Consider the following 15332-nt stretch of genomic DNA (forward strand, 5'->3'; position numbering starts at 1 on the left):
GGCCCCCGGTGCGGCTAGTCCACCTCGGCCACGGCCTGTGCGAACTGGGCCTTGTACAGCCTGGCGTACGCGCCGTCCGCGGCCAGCAGCTCGGTGTGCGCGCCCTGTTCCACGATCGACCCGTTCTCCATCACGAGAATCGTGTCGGCGTCGCGGATCGTCGACAACCGGTGCGCGATGACGAACGAGGTCCGGCCCGCCGCCAGCTTGGCCATCGCCTTCTGGATCAGCACCTCGGTCCGGGTGTCGACGGAGCTCGTCGCCTCGTCGAGCACCAGGATCACCGGGTCGGACAGGAAGGCCCGCGCGATGGTGATGAGCTGCTTCTCACCCGCGCTGACGCCTGTGCCCTCGTCGTCGATCACGGTGTCGTAGCCCTCGGGCAGGGTCCGGACGAACCGGTCGGCGTGCGCGGCCCGCGCGGCCTCCTCGATCTCGCCCCGGGTGACCTCGCGCGAGGCGCCGTACGCGATGTTCTCCGCGATGGTGCCGCCGAAGAGCCAGGTGTCCTGGAGCACCATGCCGATGCCGGACCGCAGTTCGTCGCGGGACATCCGGCGGACGTCCACCCCGTCGAGGGTGATCCGGCCGCCGGAGACGTCGTAGAACCGCATCAGCAGGTTGACCAGCGTGGTCTTGCCGGCGCCCGTGGGGCCGACGATGGCCACCGTGTGCCCCGGCTCCACCTTGAGCGAGAGGTCCTCGATCAGCGGCTTCTCGGGGTCGTACCGGAACGACACGTGCTCCAGCTCCACCCGTCCGCGCAGCTCGGCCGGCCGCTCGCCGGGCACCGGATCCGCCTCCTGCTCCTCCGCGTCCAGGAGTTCGAAGACCCGCTCCGCCGAGGCGACACCGGACTGCACCAGGTTCGCCATCGACGCGACCTGCGTCAGGGGCATCGAGAACTGCCGCGAGTACTGGATGAAGGCCTGCACGTCACCGATGGACAGCGCGCCGGACGCGACCCGCAGGCCGCCGACGACCGCCACCAGCACGTAGTTCAGGTTGGACACGAACATCATCAGCGGCTGCATGACACCGCTGTTGAACTGGGCCTTGAACGAGGCCTCGTAGAGCGCTTCGTTCTGCTCGGCGAACTGCTTCGCCGACTCCTCCTGCCGCCCGAACACCTTCACCAGGGTGTGCCCGGTGTACATCTCCTCCACGTGCGCGTTCAGCTTGCCGGTGGAGCGCCACTGCTGCACGAAGTGCGGCTGCGAGCGCTTGCCGACGCGGGTGGCGACGACGAACGACAGCGGGACGGTGACGAGGGCGACCAGCGCCAGGATCCAGGAGACGTAGAACATCATCGCGAGCACGCCGACGATGGTGAGCACGGAGTTGATCAGCTGCCCCATCGACTGCTGGAGCGTCTGCCCGATGTTGTCGATGTCGTTGGTGGCCCGCGAGAGGACCTCACCGCGCTGGCGCTTGTCGAAGTACGACAGCGGCAGCCGGGACAGCTTCGCCTGCACGGCCTCCCGCATCCGGTACATCGTGCGGTTCACGGCCCGGTTGACCAGCCGGGTCGCGACGGCCATCAGCAGACCGGCGACCAGGAAGGTGCCGAGGGCGAGCAGCAGGACGTTCCCGACGGCGTCGAAGTCGATGCCCTTGCCGGGGGTGAAGTCGGTGCTCTTCAGCATGTCCGCGATGGCACCCTGGCCGTGCGCGTGCATCTGAGCGAGCACCTGGTCCTTGGTGGCCCCGGCGGGCATCCGCCGGCCGATGATGCCGGAGAAGACCAGGTCGGTGGCCTTGCCGAGGATCTTCGGGCCGATCACGTTCAGGGTCACGCTGATGACCACGCACAGCAGCAGCCCGTAGATGGTGACCCGTTCGGGCCTGAACTGGGAGACGAGCCGCTTGCCCGACCCCTTGAAGTCCATCGAGCGCTGGTCGGGGCCGCTCCCGGCCATCATGCGTCCCATGGGCCCGGCCATCAGGCGGCCTCCGCTTCCGTCAGCTGGGAGAGCACGATCTCCCGGTAGGTCTCGTTGCCCGCCATCAGCTCGTGGTGCCGGCCGCAGCCGACGACCAGGCCCTCGTCCAGCACGATGATCCGGTCGGCGTCCCGGATCGTCGCCACCCGCTGGGCGACGATGACGACGGTCGCCTCGGCGGTCTCGCGGCCGAGCGCGGCGCGCAGGGCCGCGTCGGTGGCATAGTCGAGCGCCGAGAAGGAGTCGTCGAAGAGGTAGATCTCCGGGCGCTGGACCAGGGTGCGGGCGATGGCCAGGCGCTGGCGCTGACCGCCGGAGACGTTGGTGCCGCCCTGGGCGATCGGCGCGTCCAGGCCGCCCTCCAGCCTGCTCACGAACTCCTTGGCCTGCGCCACCTCCAGCGCGTGCCACAGCTCCTCGTCGGTGGCGTCCGGATTGCCGTAGCGCAGGTTGGTGGCGACCGTCCCCGCGAACAGGTACGGCTTCTGCGGCACCAGACCGACCGTCTTCGCCAGCAGCTGCGGCTCGACCTCCTGGACGTTCACACCGTCCACCAGGACCTCGCCCTCGGTGGCGTCGAACAGCCGGGGGACCAGTCCCAGCAGGGTCGACTTGCCGCTGCCGGTGGAGCCGATCACGGCGGTCGTCTCGCCCGGCCGCGCGACCAGCTCGACGGACCGCAACACCGGCTCCTCGGCACCCGGATAGCGGAAGCCGGCCCCGCGGATCTCCAGGTGCCCGTGCCGGCGCAGCTCGGTGACCGGCGCGAGCGGCGGCACCACGCTGGAGTCGGTCCCGAGGACCTCGTCGATGCGCTCGGCGCAGACCTCCGCGCGGGGCACCATCATGAACATGAAGGTGGCCATCATCACGGACATGACGATCTGCATCAGATAGGCGAGGAAGGCGGTCAGGTCGCCGATCCGCATCCCGCCGCTGTCGATGCGGTGCGCGCCGAACCACACCACCGCGATGGACGACAGGTTCACGACCGTCATGACCATCGGGAACATCAGCGCGAGCATCCGGCCGGTGGCCAGCTGCATGTCGGTCAGCTCGCCGTTGGCCTTCCCGAACCGGCCCTGCTCGTACTCGTCGCGGACGAAGGCGCGGATCACCCGGTTGCCGCTGATCTGCTCGCGCAGCACCCGGTTCACCGTGTCGAGCCGGACCTGCATGGAGCGGAACAGCGGCCGCAGCCGGCGCACGATCAGCGTCACGCAGATGCCGAGCACCGGGACGACCGCGACGAGCACCCCGGACAGCGGCACGTCCAGGCCGAGTGCCAGCACGATGCCGCCGACGCACATGATGGGCGCCGACACCATCAGGGTGAACGTCATCAGGACCAGCATCTGGACCTGCTGTACGTCGTTGGTCGTACGGGTGATGAGCGTGGGCGCCCCGAAGTGGCCCATCTCACGGGCGGAGAAGGACTGGACCCGGCCGAAGACGGCGCGGCGCACGTCCCGGCCGAGCGCGGCGGCGGTGCGCGCGCCGAAGTACACGGCACCGATGTTGCACACGACCTGTACCAGCGAGATGCCGATCATCAGGGCGCCGAAGGACAGGATGTAACCCGTGTCACCCTTCACGACACCGTTGTCGATGATGTGGGCGTTCAGGGTGGGCAGGTACAGGGTGGCGCAGGTCTGCAGGAGCTGCAGCAGCACCAGCAGGAGTATGGGTTTCTTGTAGGGCCTGAGATAGGTCCGCAGAAGTCGTATGAGCACGCTACGTCTCTCGGGGTCGGCGACAGGGGCTGGTCGGTGTGCCCTTGGCCCCTATCGTCGGACACTCCACCCGCGTTACCTCAACCGATTAACCCAACAGCTGATACTCGTACGGCCTTACGGGTGCCAGGGGTCTCGATATGGTTTGGGTAGCTCTGTCGCCCTACGAGTGAAACGCCCCCGGGTGGGTCTGCTCCCGCACCGCCACGAACTGCTGCCGCACCGCCTGACCGACGGCCAGTTCGTCGCCCGGCTCCAGCACCTGCGCCGCCGCGCCCTGCCAGGCCGGCGGGGTGCGCGGGTCGAGCGTGCCCTGCGACACGCCCAGCGCCCAGGCCGCCTGCCGCGCCGCGCCGATCGCCGCGTAGTCCGCCGGCTGCGGTACGACGACCTGCGCGCCGAACAGCGCGGGCGCCGAGGCCTGCACGGCGGGCAGCTCGGCGGCCTGGCCTAGCAGGAAGATCCGCCGCACCTCCACGCCCCGCCCGCGCAGCACGTCCAGCGCGTCCGCGAGGCCGCACAGCATGCCCTCGAACGAGGCGCGTGCCAGGTGCTCGGCCTTCATCGACTCGCGCCGCAGCCCCGCGAGCGTGCCCGCGGTGTGCGGCAGGTTCGGCGTCCGCTCGCCCTCCAGGTAGGGCAGCAGGACCAGGCCGTGGGAGCCCGGCGTGGACTTCATCGCCAGCTCCGAGAGGCTCTCCAGGTCCGGCAGCCCGAGGAGTTCGGCGGTGCCGCGCAGGGTGCGCACGGCGTTGAGGGTGGTGACGACCGGCAGGTGCATGCCGGTGGCGTCGGCGAGCGAGGTGATCATCCCGGACTGGTCGGCGAGCGCCTCCGGGTGCACGGCCATCACGGAACCCGAGGCGCCGAGGGACACGACCGCGTCGCCCAGCCCGATCCCGAGCCCGAACGCGGCGGCCATGGTCTCCCCGGTGCCGGCGGAGATCAGCAGCCCCTCCGGGGTCGTGCCGGCCGCGTCCGACGGGCCGATCACCTCCGGCAGCATCGCCTGGTGCCCGAGTGCCAGCTCGACCAGTTCGGGCCGGTAGCCGCCGGTGGCCGCGGACCAGTAGCCGGTCCCGGACGCCCCGCCGCGGTCGGTGGTGCGGCGCACCGGCCGCCCGAGCAGCTGCCACACCAGCCAGTCGTGGGCCTGCAGCAGCACGGCGGTGCGCTGGGCGTTCTCGGGTTCGTTCTTGGCGAGCCAGCGCAGCTTGGTCACCGGCCGGGCGGCCTGCGGAACACAGCCGACCGCCTGCGCCCAGGCCTCCCGGCCGCCGAGCGCGTCGATGAGGTCCGCCGCCGCGACCTGGGCCCGCTTGTCCCCGCCGACCATCGCCGGGCGCACCGTGTTGCCCTGGGCGTCGAGCGGGATCAGCGCGTTCTGCTGGGAGGAGACACCGATGGCCTGCACGCCCTCCAGCAGACCGCCCCCCGCGGCCTCGCCCAGGGAAAGCAGCCAGGCCTGCGGGTCGACGTCGCTGGGCCGGGCGCCGTCCGGCGCCTCGAGCGGATGCGGCGCGTATCCCTGCCTGAGCACGGCACCGCTGTCCGTGTCACAGACGACGATGCGAGTGAAATCGGGCGAGCTGTCCAACCCGGCGACTATCCCCATACCGAGAATTTTGCAGCATGTCCGCGGCTGCTTCGGCCCTACGTGTTGCTCGTGCCCCAGTCGTCCTCGGGCGTGCCGTTGACGTTCCGCTCCCGCAGGGACCGCACCCGCTGCGCGACCGACTCGGGAACACGGTCGCCGACCTTGTCGCTGACGGTGTGGAACGCCTTGCCGGCGTAGACGCGGCCCTGCTGGGCGGCCGTCTCGGCGGTGTTGCGCACGGCGGGGTTCTGGGCGATCTGGCGAGCGGACTTCTTCAGCTGCTCGTAGCGCTCGCGTCCGGCCCGCGTCCCGAGTACGTAACCGAGGGCCAGTCCGGCGATGAACGTGAGCCGGTAGCGCATGGCTGCCACCCTTCCGTGCCTAGGTCTCTGGTGCTGCGCCGGTGCCGAGGGGAACCGATTGGCGGAGCACCCCCCTGCTTGCGCTAATGTATGTGTCGCAGCGAGCGCCCGCCCCCTGGCGAATACCCAGGTAGGTACGTTCGATGCAACGAGGCGATCCTCCGTAGCTCAATTGGCAGAGCAGCCGGCTGTTAACCGGCAGGTTACTGGTTCGAGTCCAGTCGGGGGAGCTTCGGTCCTCCGTAGCTCAATTGGCAGAGCAGCCGGCTGTTAACCGGCAGGTTACTGGTTCGAGTCCAGTCGGGGGAGCACGCTGAACGAGGACCCCGCAGGGGTCCTTTTTCATGTCCGGGGGAACCGCCGCGCCTGCGCCGATGTCCTCAGGATCATGAGCAGCGGCGTGGCCGACCATCCGAAGCAGGAGATCGTATGAGCGGCTATGCTGCGGCAGACGGCGCGCACACATGTACGCGACACGCCGCTATGGGGCGGTAGCTCAGCCGGTTAGAGCAGCGGACTCATAATCCGTCGGCCGTGGGTTCGAGTCCCACCCGCCCCACCAGCCCTCGCAGGTGCAGAAGCGTTTCTACCTGCGGGCCCGCGACAAGGAAGGCCGCCACGCCAGCGTGGCGGCCTTCGGTACTCCTCCCGGAGCAAGATCCGGGCATCGGCCGGGCGTACGAGGCCCCGTACGGTGCAGCGGGCGGCGCGCCCGTCCGGAGCGGACATGATCGGCGGGCCGCCATACTGGCCCCATGGAACGCATTGGGGGATACCTCGTCGAGCGCAGGCTCGGGGAGGGCGGGATGGGCACCGTCTTCCTGGGGCGGACGCGGGGCGGCCGGGCGGTCGCGCTGAAGGTCGCCAGGGCGGAGCTGGCGGGCGATCCGGTGTTCCGGGAGCGGTTCCGCAGCGAGGTCGAGGCGGCCCGGGCGGTCGGCGGATTCCACACGGCGCCGGTGGTGGACGCCGACGTCGACGGCGATCCGCCGTGGCTGGCGACCGCCTACATCCCCGGCCCCACCCTCGCGGAGCGGCTCGCCGCCGAGGGCGCCATGGACGAGCCGGGGCTGCGGGCGCTGGCCGCCGCGCTCGCCGAGGCCCTGGAGTCCATCCACTCCTGCGGACTGGTGCACCGCGACCTCAAGCCCGGCAACATCATCATGGCCGCCGACGGGCCGCGGGTCCTCGACTTCGGGATCGCCCGGGCGGTGGAGTCCACCCGGCTCACCGCCACCGGCACCGCCTTCGGCACCCCGGGCTTCCTCGCCCCCGAACAGGCCCTGGGCGACGACGTGACCGGAGCCACCGACGTGTTCGCCCTCGGTGCCGTCCTGGTCGCCGCGGCGGGCGGCAGCGCGTGGGGCGAGGGCACGCCCATGGGGCTGATGTACCGCTCCGTCCACGAACCGCCCGACCTGGCCGCCGTGCCCGCCGGACTCGCCGGACTGGTGTCGGCCTGCCTGGCGAAGGACCCCGCCGACCGGCCGACGCCCGGCGAGCTGCTGGACCGGCTCACCGGGGCGATACCCCAGCGGACACCGCCGCAGACACCGCGGCCGGCATCCCCCGCGGTGCCCCAACAGGCCCCGCCGCAGCCGTCGTACACCCCGACGGTCACCGCGCCCCCGCCGCCCGCGCTGCCCCCGGCGGCACCCCCGCGCCACACTCCGGCCCACCTGGCGCCGCCCCCGCAGCAGGTGCCCCAGGGGTTCGGGCCGCCGCTCCCGTACGGCAGCCCCGAGGCCGTGCTCGCCGACGGCGAGGCCCGGGTCGTGGTGAACGCCGCCGGGGTCGTGCTCGAAGTCGCGGGCGCCGCCGCCGACTTCGAGTGGGCCGAGATCGCCCGGGTCGAGCGCGTCCGGCGCGGCAGCCGCCTCACCGTGACGGTGCGGCTGTGGGACGGCGGCGTGTACCCGTGCGAGCTGAACGCCCGCCGGGCGGCCCGGCTCGACGCCTGGCTGGCGCGGCTCGACCCGGTCCTCCACCGGTATCAGGCCCGGTAGCGGGGCGGCTCCCGGAGTTCGCCGGGCCGCCGCGCCAACCGCCGAGAAAGCACGACGACTTGAGGCCGCCGGTGCTTGAACGTGCCGTTCGCTGGGCACGCACCACCTACCGGTGTGCACCGCCGGGCGGCATCGGCAGAAGGAGGCGTCATGGACCGTCGGATCCGGGTACGTGTCAACCGGCGGCCCGCCGCGCCGCGTGGGCAGGAGATCGACCGCAGGACGCCCTCGGGGCGCATCCTGCCGTACTGACCTCCACCGGCCCGGCGGTCAGCCGGCGTGCCGGGCCACCGCCTCGCGCAGCGCCGTCCGCAGCGGCTCGGGCGGGGGCGGGCCCTCCGGCTCCGCGCTGGCCGTGACCGCCGCGGCGACCTGGCGCAGCTTGGTGTTGGACCGCTGCGACGCCTCCCGCAGCACCTCCCACGCCCGGTCCGCGGTGCAGCCGTGGGCGGCCATCAGGACACCCCGGGCCTGGTCGATCACGGGGCGCGAGTCGAGCGCGTGCCGCAGCTGCTCTATCTCCAGGTGCAGCACCTCCAGCTGCTCGGCGCGCTCCCGGGCCACCGCGGAGGCGGTGCGGACGGGGGAGTCGGCGGGCAGCGCGCTGCGCAGCGGGTCGGTGGTGTCGAGACCCGCCAGCTCCAGGACCCGGCGCGGCTGGCCCCGCCATCCCGTGGTCGTGACATCTACGCCGTAGCGGCGGCCGTACTCGGACAGCAGGTCCAGGAACGTCAGACCGGTCGTGTCCATGAAGGACACCTCGGACAGGTCCAGCTCCACCGCGGTGACCTGGTCCGGAAGGGCCGCCAGGGTCCCCGCGAGGGTGTCCGTACAGCCGTGGACCAGCTCGCCGTGCGCCGTGAGGAGGGCGCGCTCGCCCTCCGTGCGGCCGTCGACGACCAGGGCGTCCAGCCTGAGCCCCCCGCGCGCTCCGCATCCCGCTGAGGTCATGTCTCCCCCCTGCCAGATCCATGGGGTGTCACGCGCATCGCCTGCCCTGGGCACAGGGGACCTACACCCCGTAGGGCCGAGAACGGCACGAACCGGCCACGCGTTCTCCCGTGCGACGGGGGGACTCGGTGGGAGGAGCCGGAAACCGCCGGGCGGGCGGACAGGATCGCTGCCGGGACCGGTGTCCAGGGAATCGAGGTGCGACGTCATGACCACGACGGCCGGGCCCGTCGAGCCCCCCGCCGAGCCCTTCGTGCATCCCGCGCTGTTCTACGGCGACACGCGGCAGTACCTGGCCGGCACCGTCCCCTTCGTCCGTGCCGCCCTGGCGGCGGGTGAGCCGGTCGCGGTCGCCGTGCCCGGCGAGAACCTGCGGCTGATCAGGGGTGAGCTGGGCGCCGACGGCGACGGCGTGCGCTTCGTGGACATGCGGGAGGCCGGGCGCAACCCCGGCCGGATCATCCCCGGCGTCCTGCGCCCCTTCGCCGACGCGCAGCCGCCCGGCCGCCGCGTGCGGATCATCGGCGAGTCGGTCTGGGCCGGCCGGGGCCCCGCCGAGTACGCGGCCTGCGCGCAGCACGAGGCGCTGATCAACACGGCGTTCCGGGGCCGCGGGATCACCGTGCTGTGCCCCTACGACACCGCCCGGCTGGACGACCGGGCGCTCGCCGACGCCCACGCCACCCACCCCGTCGTCATCCCGGAGGGCACCGGCGCCGCACGTCCCAGCCCGGCCTACGACCCCGAGGGCGTCGTCGCCCGCTACAACGAGCCGCCGGCGCCCGGCACCGGTCCGGACGCGCTCGTCCTCGCCTTCGACGAGGACTCCCTGACCGCCGTCCGGCACCGGGTCACCGAGCACGGCGCCGGGCTGGGCCTGGGGGGCGACGCACTGGACAACCTGGCGCTGGTCACCGCCGAGCTGACCACCAACAGCGTGGTCCACGGCGGCGGCACGGGCACGTGCGCGGTGTGGGAGCAGGACGGCCAGGTGCTGTGCGAGGTCCGCGACCGGGGCAGGCTCACCGACCCGCTGGCCGGCCGCCGGCCCGCCGCTCGCGGCCGGCGCGGCGGCCGCGGCCTGCTGCTGGTCAACCTGGTGGCCGACCTGGTGCGCACGCACACCGGGCCGGACGGTACCACCATCCGGTGCCACCTCGCCGGGTGAGTCCCGGCGGCCGGGCGCGGTTCAGGCGGCCAGCGGGTTCAGGACCAGCGGCTCGATCCGGCCCTCCAGCATCGCGCCCAAGCCCTGGGCCGCGCAGATGTCGGGCCGCTCGGCGATGTACACCGGCATCCCGGTCGCCTGCCGCACCATCTGGTCGAAGCCGGGCAGCAGCGCGGAGCCGCCGACCATGATGATGCCCCGGTCCGCGAGGTCGGCCACCAGATCCGGCGGGCACACGCGCAGCACCTTGCCGATGCCGTCCAGGACCGCCGTCAGCGGGGTCTGGATCGCGTCCCGCACGGCGGCGGTGTCGACCCGCACGCTGCGGGCGAGCCCGGTGGCGACGTCCCGGCCGTGGATCTCCGTCTGGGCCGGGCCGTGCGGGGTGAGGCCGTTGCCCGACAGGGCCAGCTGCAGCGGGCGTACGGACTGGCTGGGCAGCATCAGCTCGTGCTCGTGCCGCAGGTGCTGCACGATCGCGTTGTCCACGGCCTCCCCGCCCACCGGGATCCGCTCGGCGGTCACGATCGAGCCCAGCGACAGCACCGCGACCTGCGTGGCCGCCGCCCCGCACACCATGATCATGGTGGCCTCGGGACGCTCCACCGGCAGCCCGCACCCCACCGCCGCCGCGATCAGCGTGTCCACCAGCTCCACCCGGCGCGCACCCAGTCCGACCAGCGTCTCGATCGTCGCCCGCTGGGCCAGCGGATCGGCGTCGTGCGGGGTGCAGGCGGCGGCGCGCAGCCGGGGCTTGCGGCGCAGCGTACGGCGCATCTTGTCGCCCAGCAGATGCCGCAGCATGCGCTGCGCCATCTCGATGTCGACCACCGTGCCGCCGGAGATGGGCCGTACGACCCTGATGTAGTCCGGCGTCCGGCCCGTCATCTTCTCCGCGAACTCACCGACCGCGATGAGCGCGCCGGTGCGGGTGTTCACGGCCGCCACCGAGGGCTGGTCGACGACGAGACCGGTGCCCTTCACGTACACCCGGGTACGGGCCGCGCCCAGGTCGACGGCGAAATGGCAGCGGCGCAAGTGCTCCAGACTGACGGTCACGGCAGATCCTCCCGAGTGGCGCAGGCCTTGGGCGGCCGACCGGTTGGCTGGCCTTCTGTCTGCATCCTGCGCGGGGCGCGGCGGCGGTCGCCTTTTGAGGGGGGCCGGGCGGGGCGCCGCTGAACGGGGGTATTTCCGGGCCGTCCCGGAGTGTCGCCGGGTCAGAGCGCGCGGGCGGCCTCCAGCAGCGGTTCGAGCGAGGGGACGGTGAGGTCACAGCCTCCCTCGCGCAGCCGCCTGCGCGCCGCGTCGGTGGGCGCGTAGCCGACGAAGCGGAGTCCGAGCGCCTGCGCGGCGGTGAGTTCGGCGACCGAGGAGCTGATCAGCACGCCGGTCCCCGCCGGTGCGCCGAGCACGCCCAGGGAGCGCAGGGCGCGCAGCAGGCAGTCCGGATGGGGGGTGAGCAGCGCGAGGTCGTCCCGGCGGCCGTGGACGCCCGCGAGGGGCAGGTGATAGGGCTCCAGGTAGCGCTGGACGGCCCGGCTGGAGACGTCCGTCACCACGCTGACGCGGCGTCCGGAGCGGTGCAGGGCGCGGACGAGCGCCGGGGAGCGGTGCGTGGTGGGCGCGTCGGGCACGGCCTCCAGCTCCAGTTCGTCGAGGCGCGCCCGCAGCAGCGGGCCGAGCCGGTCGTGGGCGAAGGCGCGCAGCAGGTCCAGTGGATGCGCGAACGCCTCCCGGCCTGCGGCGCTCACGGCGCCCGGCGGCCGTCCGGCGAGCGCGTCGGCGGGATCGCGCTGCTCGACCACGACGGACAGCAGGTCCAGGGCGGCCGCGCGTGCCGTGTGCGACGAGAACAGACGGGCGAGGGGGCCGTCGAAGCCGATCAGCACGTGCTCGGCCCCGGCCAGCAGGTCCGCCGGCCCGGGGTGCCCCGGGTCAGGCCGCTCCGGCTCCGGCGCGGGCGCCCCCTCCGGCACCAGCCGCACGGTGTACGACACCGTGAGGCCCGGCACCGGCCAGCCGTCCACGCCCGCGTTCACCGCGCGCTGGGCCGCGCCCGCCCGGCGCAGCGGATGGCCGCGGGTGATGCGGGCCGCCGCGCCGCGCAGGTGCTCCAGCAGGAGCCCGGGAACGTCGGTGCGCTCCCCGCGGACGAAGGCGACCGGATCGTGGACGTGCCAGGACAGTTCCACGGCGGCGGCGAACGCGCCCTTGCCGGAACTCGGCAGGGACACGGTGCGGCGGGCCTGCTGCGGGGTGAGGTCGACCGAGTAGTACGTCGCGGTACGCGGCGGTCGCGTGCCGTACGGCTGGATCGGGTCGAGCAGCGTGAGGGGGCCCTCGGGGCGGGTGTGCACGACGGCCGTGCGGCCGGGGGTGGGGATGCCCAGCTCGCGCAGGTCGTGGGTGATGAAGGGGCCCTGGACCAGGTCGCGTTCGGGTTCCGGCGAGGCCGGCGCGAGCGGGCAGTACCAGGCGGCCGGGGGGCTGTCCGGGGCGTCGTCGCCGTAGAGCGGCCTGAAGCGCGGGGAGCCCGGCGCGGCGGAGCTGGCGGCGAAGGCCTCGTACAACGCGGGCGGGACGACGACCGTGGCCGCCGCGGCCGCCACGGGCGGCGGGACGGGCGGCTGCCCGAACGTCACCCGCAGCCGCGGCCGGCCGGCCGGGCGGGCCGGGGCGTGCGAGAGTTCGCGCAGGACGGCGACCAGCAGGGGCAGCAGGTAGGCGCCGGGCTCGGTGCGCACGAGGTACCCGTCCGGGCGGACGTCCACCCGGTACTGGCGGGGGCCGAGCGAGCTGCGCGCGAGGATCTCGTGCACCGTCGCCTCGAGCGTGATGCGGGCCTCGGGCCTCCCGGTCAGCTCGCCGGCCGCGAAGTGGATCTCGGGGCGGTCGGTGGCGGCCGTCGACAGCAGGCGCGCGCTGTCCGGGGTGATCGTGGCGAACGGCTCGCCCTCCACGCCGTCGCCCGCGCCCTGCGCGCAGGGGACCGACGCCCGGAACTCGCCCGGCGCCCGGCCCGCGCTGCGGTCGATGAACTCGCCCATGCGGGACAGGAGTTCGGTGGTGCGGTTGCGGGCGGTGCGGGGCAGGCCGAGCAGCAGCAGGTCGCGCACGCCGTCCCGGAAGGCGTAGGAGCCCGAAGGACCGTCCGGGACGGTGGTGAGCAGGCCGCTGAGGATGACCTCGGCCAGGTGCCGGGGGCGGGGATCCGGCTCGACGGCGGCCTGCACCAGGCGCATCACCGGCAGGTCCGGCCGCCCCAGCGCGAGATGGCCGGCCAGCCGGAACGCCTCGGGCGAGGCGGACGCCCGGAACCGCAGCACCAGCTCCTGCGCGGACAGCAGGCCGACGTCCGTGCGGTCCTCGGCGTCCGCGGGCAGGGGGCGGCCCAACTCGGCCACGGCGGCCGGGAACCCGGTGCCGCCCGGGGCGGCGAGCAGCGCGGCCCAGTGCGCCAGCCAGCGCGGCCCGGGCTCCAGCACGGGCAGGTGGACCGCGCGGCCGGTCACGGCGGGATCCTCCCGGCCGAGCCGCTCGTGCCCCTCGTGCTCGTCCTGTTCCCCGTGCCGCTCGTACGGGGTGAAGGCGAGCGTCGCCGTGGGGGCCGCGGGGTGCGGGGCCGACAGCCTGCCGGGGGTGACGGGCAGGGCGGTGTCCCGCCACAGGTGCTCGGGAAGGGGCTGTACGACGGCCAGGGGCATCCGGCGCGCCCAGCGGTGCAGGGTGGCGTACCAGCGGGTGCCCGCGGGGCCCTGCCGCCACTGCGGGCCCATGCAGTCGCTGATCAGCAGGGTGACGGTACGGCCGTCGGCGGGGTCGTGCGCGTCGGCGCCGCGCACACCGCCGTCGGCGCCGGCGCGGTACAGGGCGACCGTGCGGAAGGCGCCCGACTGGGCGAGTGCCGTGTGCAGTTCGCGGACCAGGGGGCGCCAGACCGGCATCGTGGGCCCGGTGTCGTACACCAGGTTCAGGCGCAGCCAGCGCTCGCGCGCGGGGCGCATCACCGGCAGCCACCACTCGGGGGACGCGCCGAGGCGGGCGATGCGGTCGGCGGTCGCCCGCTCGTCCAGCTCGTGGCCGACGGGCGCGTCGATGCGGCGCTTGAGCGGGCGCAGCGAGCGCTGGAGGGCGAGCGGATGGCGCAGCATCGGGGGCGCCGGGACCAGCAGCGTGGTGTGGGGCCCGGCCGCCGCCGGGGCGGGATCGCGGGAGGGCAGGTGCAGGGGGACGCGGGAGGGCGGCTCGGGAGCCGGGTCGGGCTCCGGTCCGCGCTCCCCGGCCCGGGGCGGCGCGGGCGGCGGCTGTTCCGGGTGCGGTGGGGGTGCGGGCGGTGGGGGTGCGGGCCGGGTCTCCCGGTCCGGGAGTTCGGGACCGGGCTCGTCGGAGCTCATCTGCCGGGCGAGCCACAGCAGTTCCGCCAGCTCCAGCGGGGTCGGACGGGCTCCCCGGGCCGCCCCGGCCAGGACGTCGGCCAGGCGGACCAGGGGGTCCCGCGCGGCCGGGCGTTCAGAAGGCATCGGACTGCGCGGCCTGCCCCAGGTACGGCATCAGCTGCTCGGCCAGCCGGTCGAGGGACTCGCTGTCCAGGTCGACGGAGCGGGCCAGGTAGATCGCGTTGAGGAGCTGGTCGGTGGCCAGGTCGCCGACGCCCGTCCGGGACAGGAAACGCTCGATCAGGGTCCGCGCGTACGCGTCGGGTTCGCCCAGGTGGGCGCGGACGATCTCGGCGAGGTGCCGGTCGTCCGGCTGGCGCAGGTGCAGCGTGACGCAGCGGCGCAGGAAAGCGGGCGGGAACTCGCGCTCGCCGTTGCTGGTGAGGACGACGAAGGGGAAGGCGCGGCAGCGGATCCGGCCGCGTGCCACCGGGACCCGCTCGTCGGTGCCGTCGGCCAGCACCTCGGCGACGCCGTCCGGTGCGCGCCGGGACGAGCGCACCAGCTCGGGGATCTCGTACTGGCCCTCCTCCAGCACGTTCAGCAGGTCGTTGGGCAGGTCCAGGTCGCTCTTGTCGATCTCGTCGATGAGCAGGGCGCGCGGGCGGGGGTAGGGCAGCAGGGCCGTACCGAGGGGGCCGAGGCGCAGGTGGTGCTCGATGCCCGACTCGTCGGCCGCCTCCCCCGCGCCGTCCGGGCGGGCGGCCTGCTGCCGGGCCGCGTACAGCCGGGACAGCGGATCGTACTGGTAGAGGCCGTCGTGCAGGGTGCTGCGGCTGGTGATGTTCCAGCGCAGGACCGGGCCGAGCCGCAGCTCGCGGGCGACGGCGTACACCAGTGAGGACTTGCCCGTGCCCGGCGGCCCGGTGACCAGCAGCGGACGGCGCAGGTACAGGGCCGCGTTGACCAGCTGGACCGTCTGCTCGGTGGCCTGGTAGGTCTCGGCGCGGTGCATGCGGTCCGGGGAGACGGCGCGGACGCCGGCGGCCGCGTCCGGCGCGTCGAGCAGCGGGCCGCCGTCGAAGGCCCGCCAGGGCGGCGGCGGGGGCAGCCGGGTGATGCCGTCGTGCGGCTCGTTCGTACCGGTGTAGACGGGCCACAGGGGCATGGGCTCTTCTTCTCCGTGGGGGGCG

The 15332-nt window shown here is 73.7% G+C and carries 10 protein-coding genes and 3 tRNA genes; 5 read left to right on the forward strand and 8 right to left on the reverse strand.

Annotation, left to right across the window (positions count from 1 at the left end; all coding sequences use genetic code 11):
• Window positions 1–14: 14 nt before the first annotated feature.
• The 4 genes from ACZ7FF_RS01495 to ACZ7FF_RS01510 all read right to left on the reverse strand — a co-directional run bounded on the left by ACZ7FF_RS01495 (window position 15) and on the right by ACZ7FF_RS01510 (window position 5635).
• On the reverse strand, window positions 15–1943 hold the full coding sequence (locus ACZ7FF_RS01495; protein WP_470808533.1) for an ABC transporter ATP-binding protein: 1929 nt from the start codon (window positions 1941–1943) through the stop codon (window positions 15–17).
• A complete protein-coding gene (locus ACZ7FF_RS01500; RefSeq protein ID WP_470808535.1) occupies window positions 1943–3676 on the reverse strand; it encodes an ABC transporter ATP-binding protein in 1734 nt (577 codons plus the stop codon). The genes ACZ7FF_RS01495 and ACZ7FF_RS01500 overlap by 1 nt, the downstream gene beginning before the upstream one ends.
• 163 nt (window positions 3677–3839) lie before the next feature.
• A complete protein-coding gene (locus tag ACZ7FF_RS01505) occupies window positions 3840–5291 on the reverse strand; it encodes a xylulokinase (RefSeq protein ID WP_470808537.1) in 1452 nt (483 codons plus the stop codon).
• Between the two features lie 38 nt (window positions 5292–5329).
• Window positions 5330–5635: a YtxH domain-containing protein gene (locus ACZ7FF_RS01510; protein ID WP_470809560.1), complete on the reverse strand. Its 306-nt coding sequence runs from the start codon at window positions 5633–5635 to the stop codon at window positions 5330–5332.
• 157 nt (window positions 5636–5792) lie between these two features.
• On the opposite strand from ACZ7FF_RS01510, the gene ACZ7FF_RS01515 reads away from it, so the two are divergent.
• From ACZ7FF_RS01515 to ACZ7FF_RS01530, 4 genes are all read left to right on the forward strand, one after another.
• Window positions 5793–5865: transfer RNA gene (locus tag ACZ7FF_RS01515), tRNA-Asn, on the forward strand.
• Window positions 5866–5871: 6 nt separating this feature from the next.
• Window positions 5872–5944, forward strand: a tRNA-Asn gene (locus ACZ7FF_RS01520).
• 176 nt (window positions 5945–6120) lie between these two features.
• Window positions 6121–6197 (forward strand) — tRNA-Ile (locus ACZ7FF_RS01525).
• 193 nt (window positions 6198–6390) lie between these two features.
• On the forward strand, window positions 6391–7641 hold the full coding sequence (locus tag ACZ7FF_RS01530; protein ID WP_470808538.1) for a serine/threonine-protein kinase: 1251 nt from the start codon (window positions 6391–6393) through the stop codon (window positions 7639–7641).
• A gap of 270 nt (window positions 7642–7911) precedes the next feature.
• Here the strand turns inward: ACZ7FF_RS01530 and ACZ7FF_RS01535 are convergent, their stop codons facing one another.
• Window positions 7912–8592: an ANTAR domain-containing response regulator gene (locus tag ACZ7FF_RS01535; protein ID WP_470808539.1), complete on the reverse strand. Its 681-nt coding sequence runs from the start codon at window positions 8590–8592 to the stop codon at window positions 7912–7914.
• Window positions 8593–8800: 208 nt separating this feature from the next.
• On the opposite strand from ACZ7FF_RS01535, the gene ACZ7FF_RS01540 reads away from it, so the two are divergent.
• Window positions 8801–9760, forward strand: a complete 960-nt coding sequence (locus tag ACZ7FF_RS01540) for an anti-sigma factor RsbA family regulatory protein (RefSeq protein ID WP_470808541.1) — start codon at window positions 8801–8803, stop codon at window positions 9758–9760.
• Window positions 9761–9781: 21 nt separating this feature from the next.
• Here ACZ7FF_RS01540 and ACZ7FF_RS01545 read toward each other — a convergent pair whose 3' ends face one another.
• The 3 genes from ACZ7FF_RS01545 to ACZ7FF_RS01555 form a co-directional block, all read right to left on the reverse strand.
• A complete protein-coding gene (locus ACZ7FF_RS01545) occupies window positions 9782–10819 on the reverse strand; it encodes a rod shape-determining protein (RefSeq protein WP_470808543.1) in 1038 nt (345 codons plus the stop codon).
• Window positions 10820–10980: 161 nt separating this feature from the next.
• Window positions 10981–14283 (reverse strand): SAV_2336 N-terminal domain-related protein, encoded by a 3303-nt coding sequence (locus ACZ7FF_RS01550; protein ID WP_470808545.1) that lies wholly within the window; start codon window positions 14281–14283, stop codon window positions 10981–10983.
• The gene (locus ACZ7FF_RS01555) at window positions 14273–15307 is read right to left on the reverse strand and encodes an AAA family ATPase (protein ID WP_470808547.1); all 1035 of its coding nucleotides are present in this window, start codon (window positions 15305–15307) and stop codon (window positions 14273–14275) included. Before ACZ7FF_RS01555 ends, ACZ7FF_RS01550 begins: the two co-directional genes overlap by 11 nt.
• Window positions 15308–15332 lie beyond the last annotated feature (25 nt).

The organism is Streptomyces sp. NPDC037126, from assembly GCF_055605965.1.

Coding starts and splice junctions, on each gene's coding strand:
- ACZ7FF_RS01495 (WP_470808533.1), bottom strand. CDS start 1,943: ATGGCCGGGCCCATGGGACGCATGATGGCCGGGAGCGGCCCCGACCAG.
- ACZ7FF_RS01505 (WP_470808537.1), bottom strand. CDS start 5,291: ATGGGGATAGTCGCCGGGTTGGACAGCTCGCCCGATTTCACTCGCATC.
- ACZ7FF_RS01510 (WP_470809560.1), bottom strand. CDS start 5,635: ATGCGCTACCGGCTCACGTTCATCGCCGGACTGGCCCTCGGTTACGTA.
- ACZ7FF_RS01530 (WP_470808538.1), top strand. CDS start 6,391: ATGGAACGCATTGGGGGATACCTCGTCGAGCGCAGGCTCGGGGAGGGC.
- ACZ7FF_RS01535 (WP_470808539.1), bottom strand. CDS start 8,592: ATGACCTCAGCGGGATGCGGAGCGCGCGGGGGGCTCAGGCTGGACGCC.
- ACZ7FF_RS01540 (WP_470808541.1), top strand. CDS start 8,801: ATGACCACGACGGCCGGGCCCGTCGAGCCCCCCGCCGAGCCCTTCGTG.
- ACZ7FF_RS01550 (WP_470808545.1), bottom strand. CDS start 14,283: ATGCCTTCTGAACGCCCGGCCGCGCGGGACCCCCTGGTCCGCCTGGCC.
- ACZ7FF_RS01555 (WP_470808547.1), bottom strand. CDS start 15,307: ATGCCCCTGTGGCCCGTCTACACCGGTACGAACGAGCCGCACGACGGC.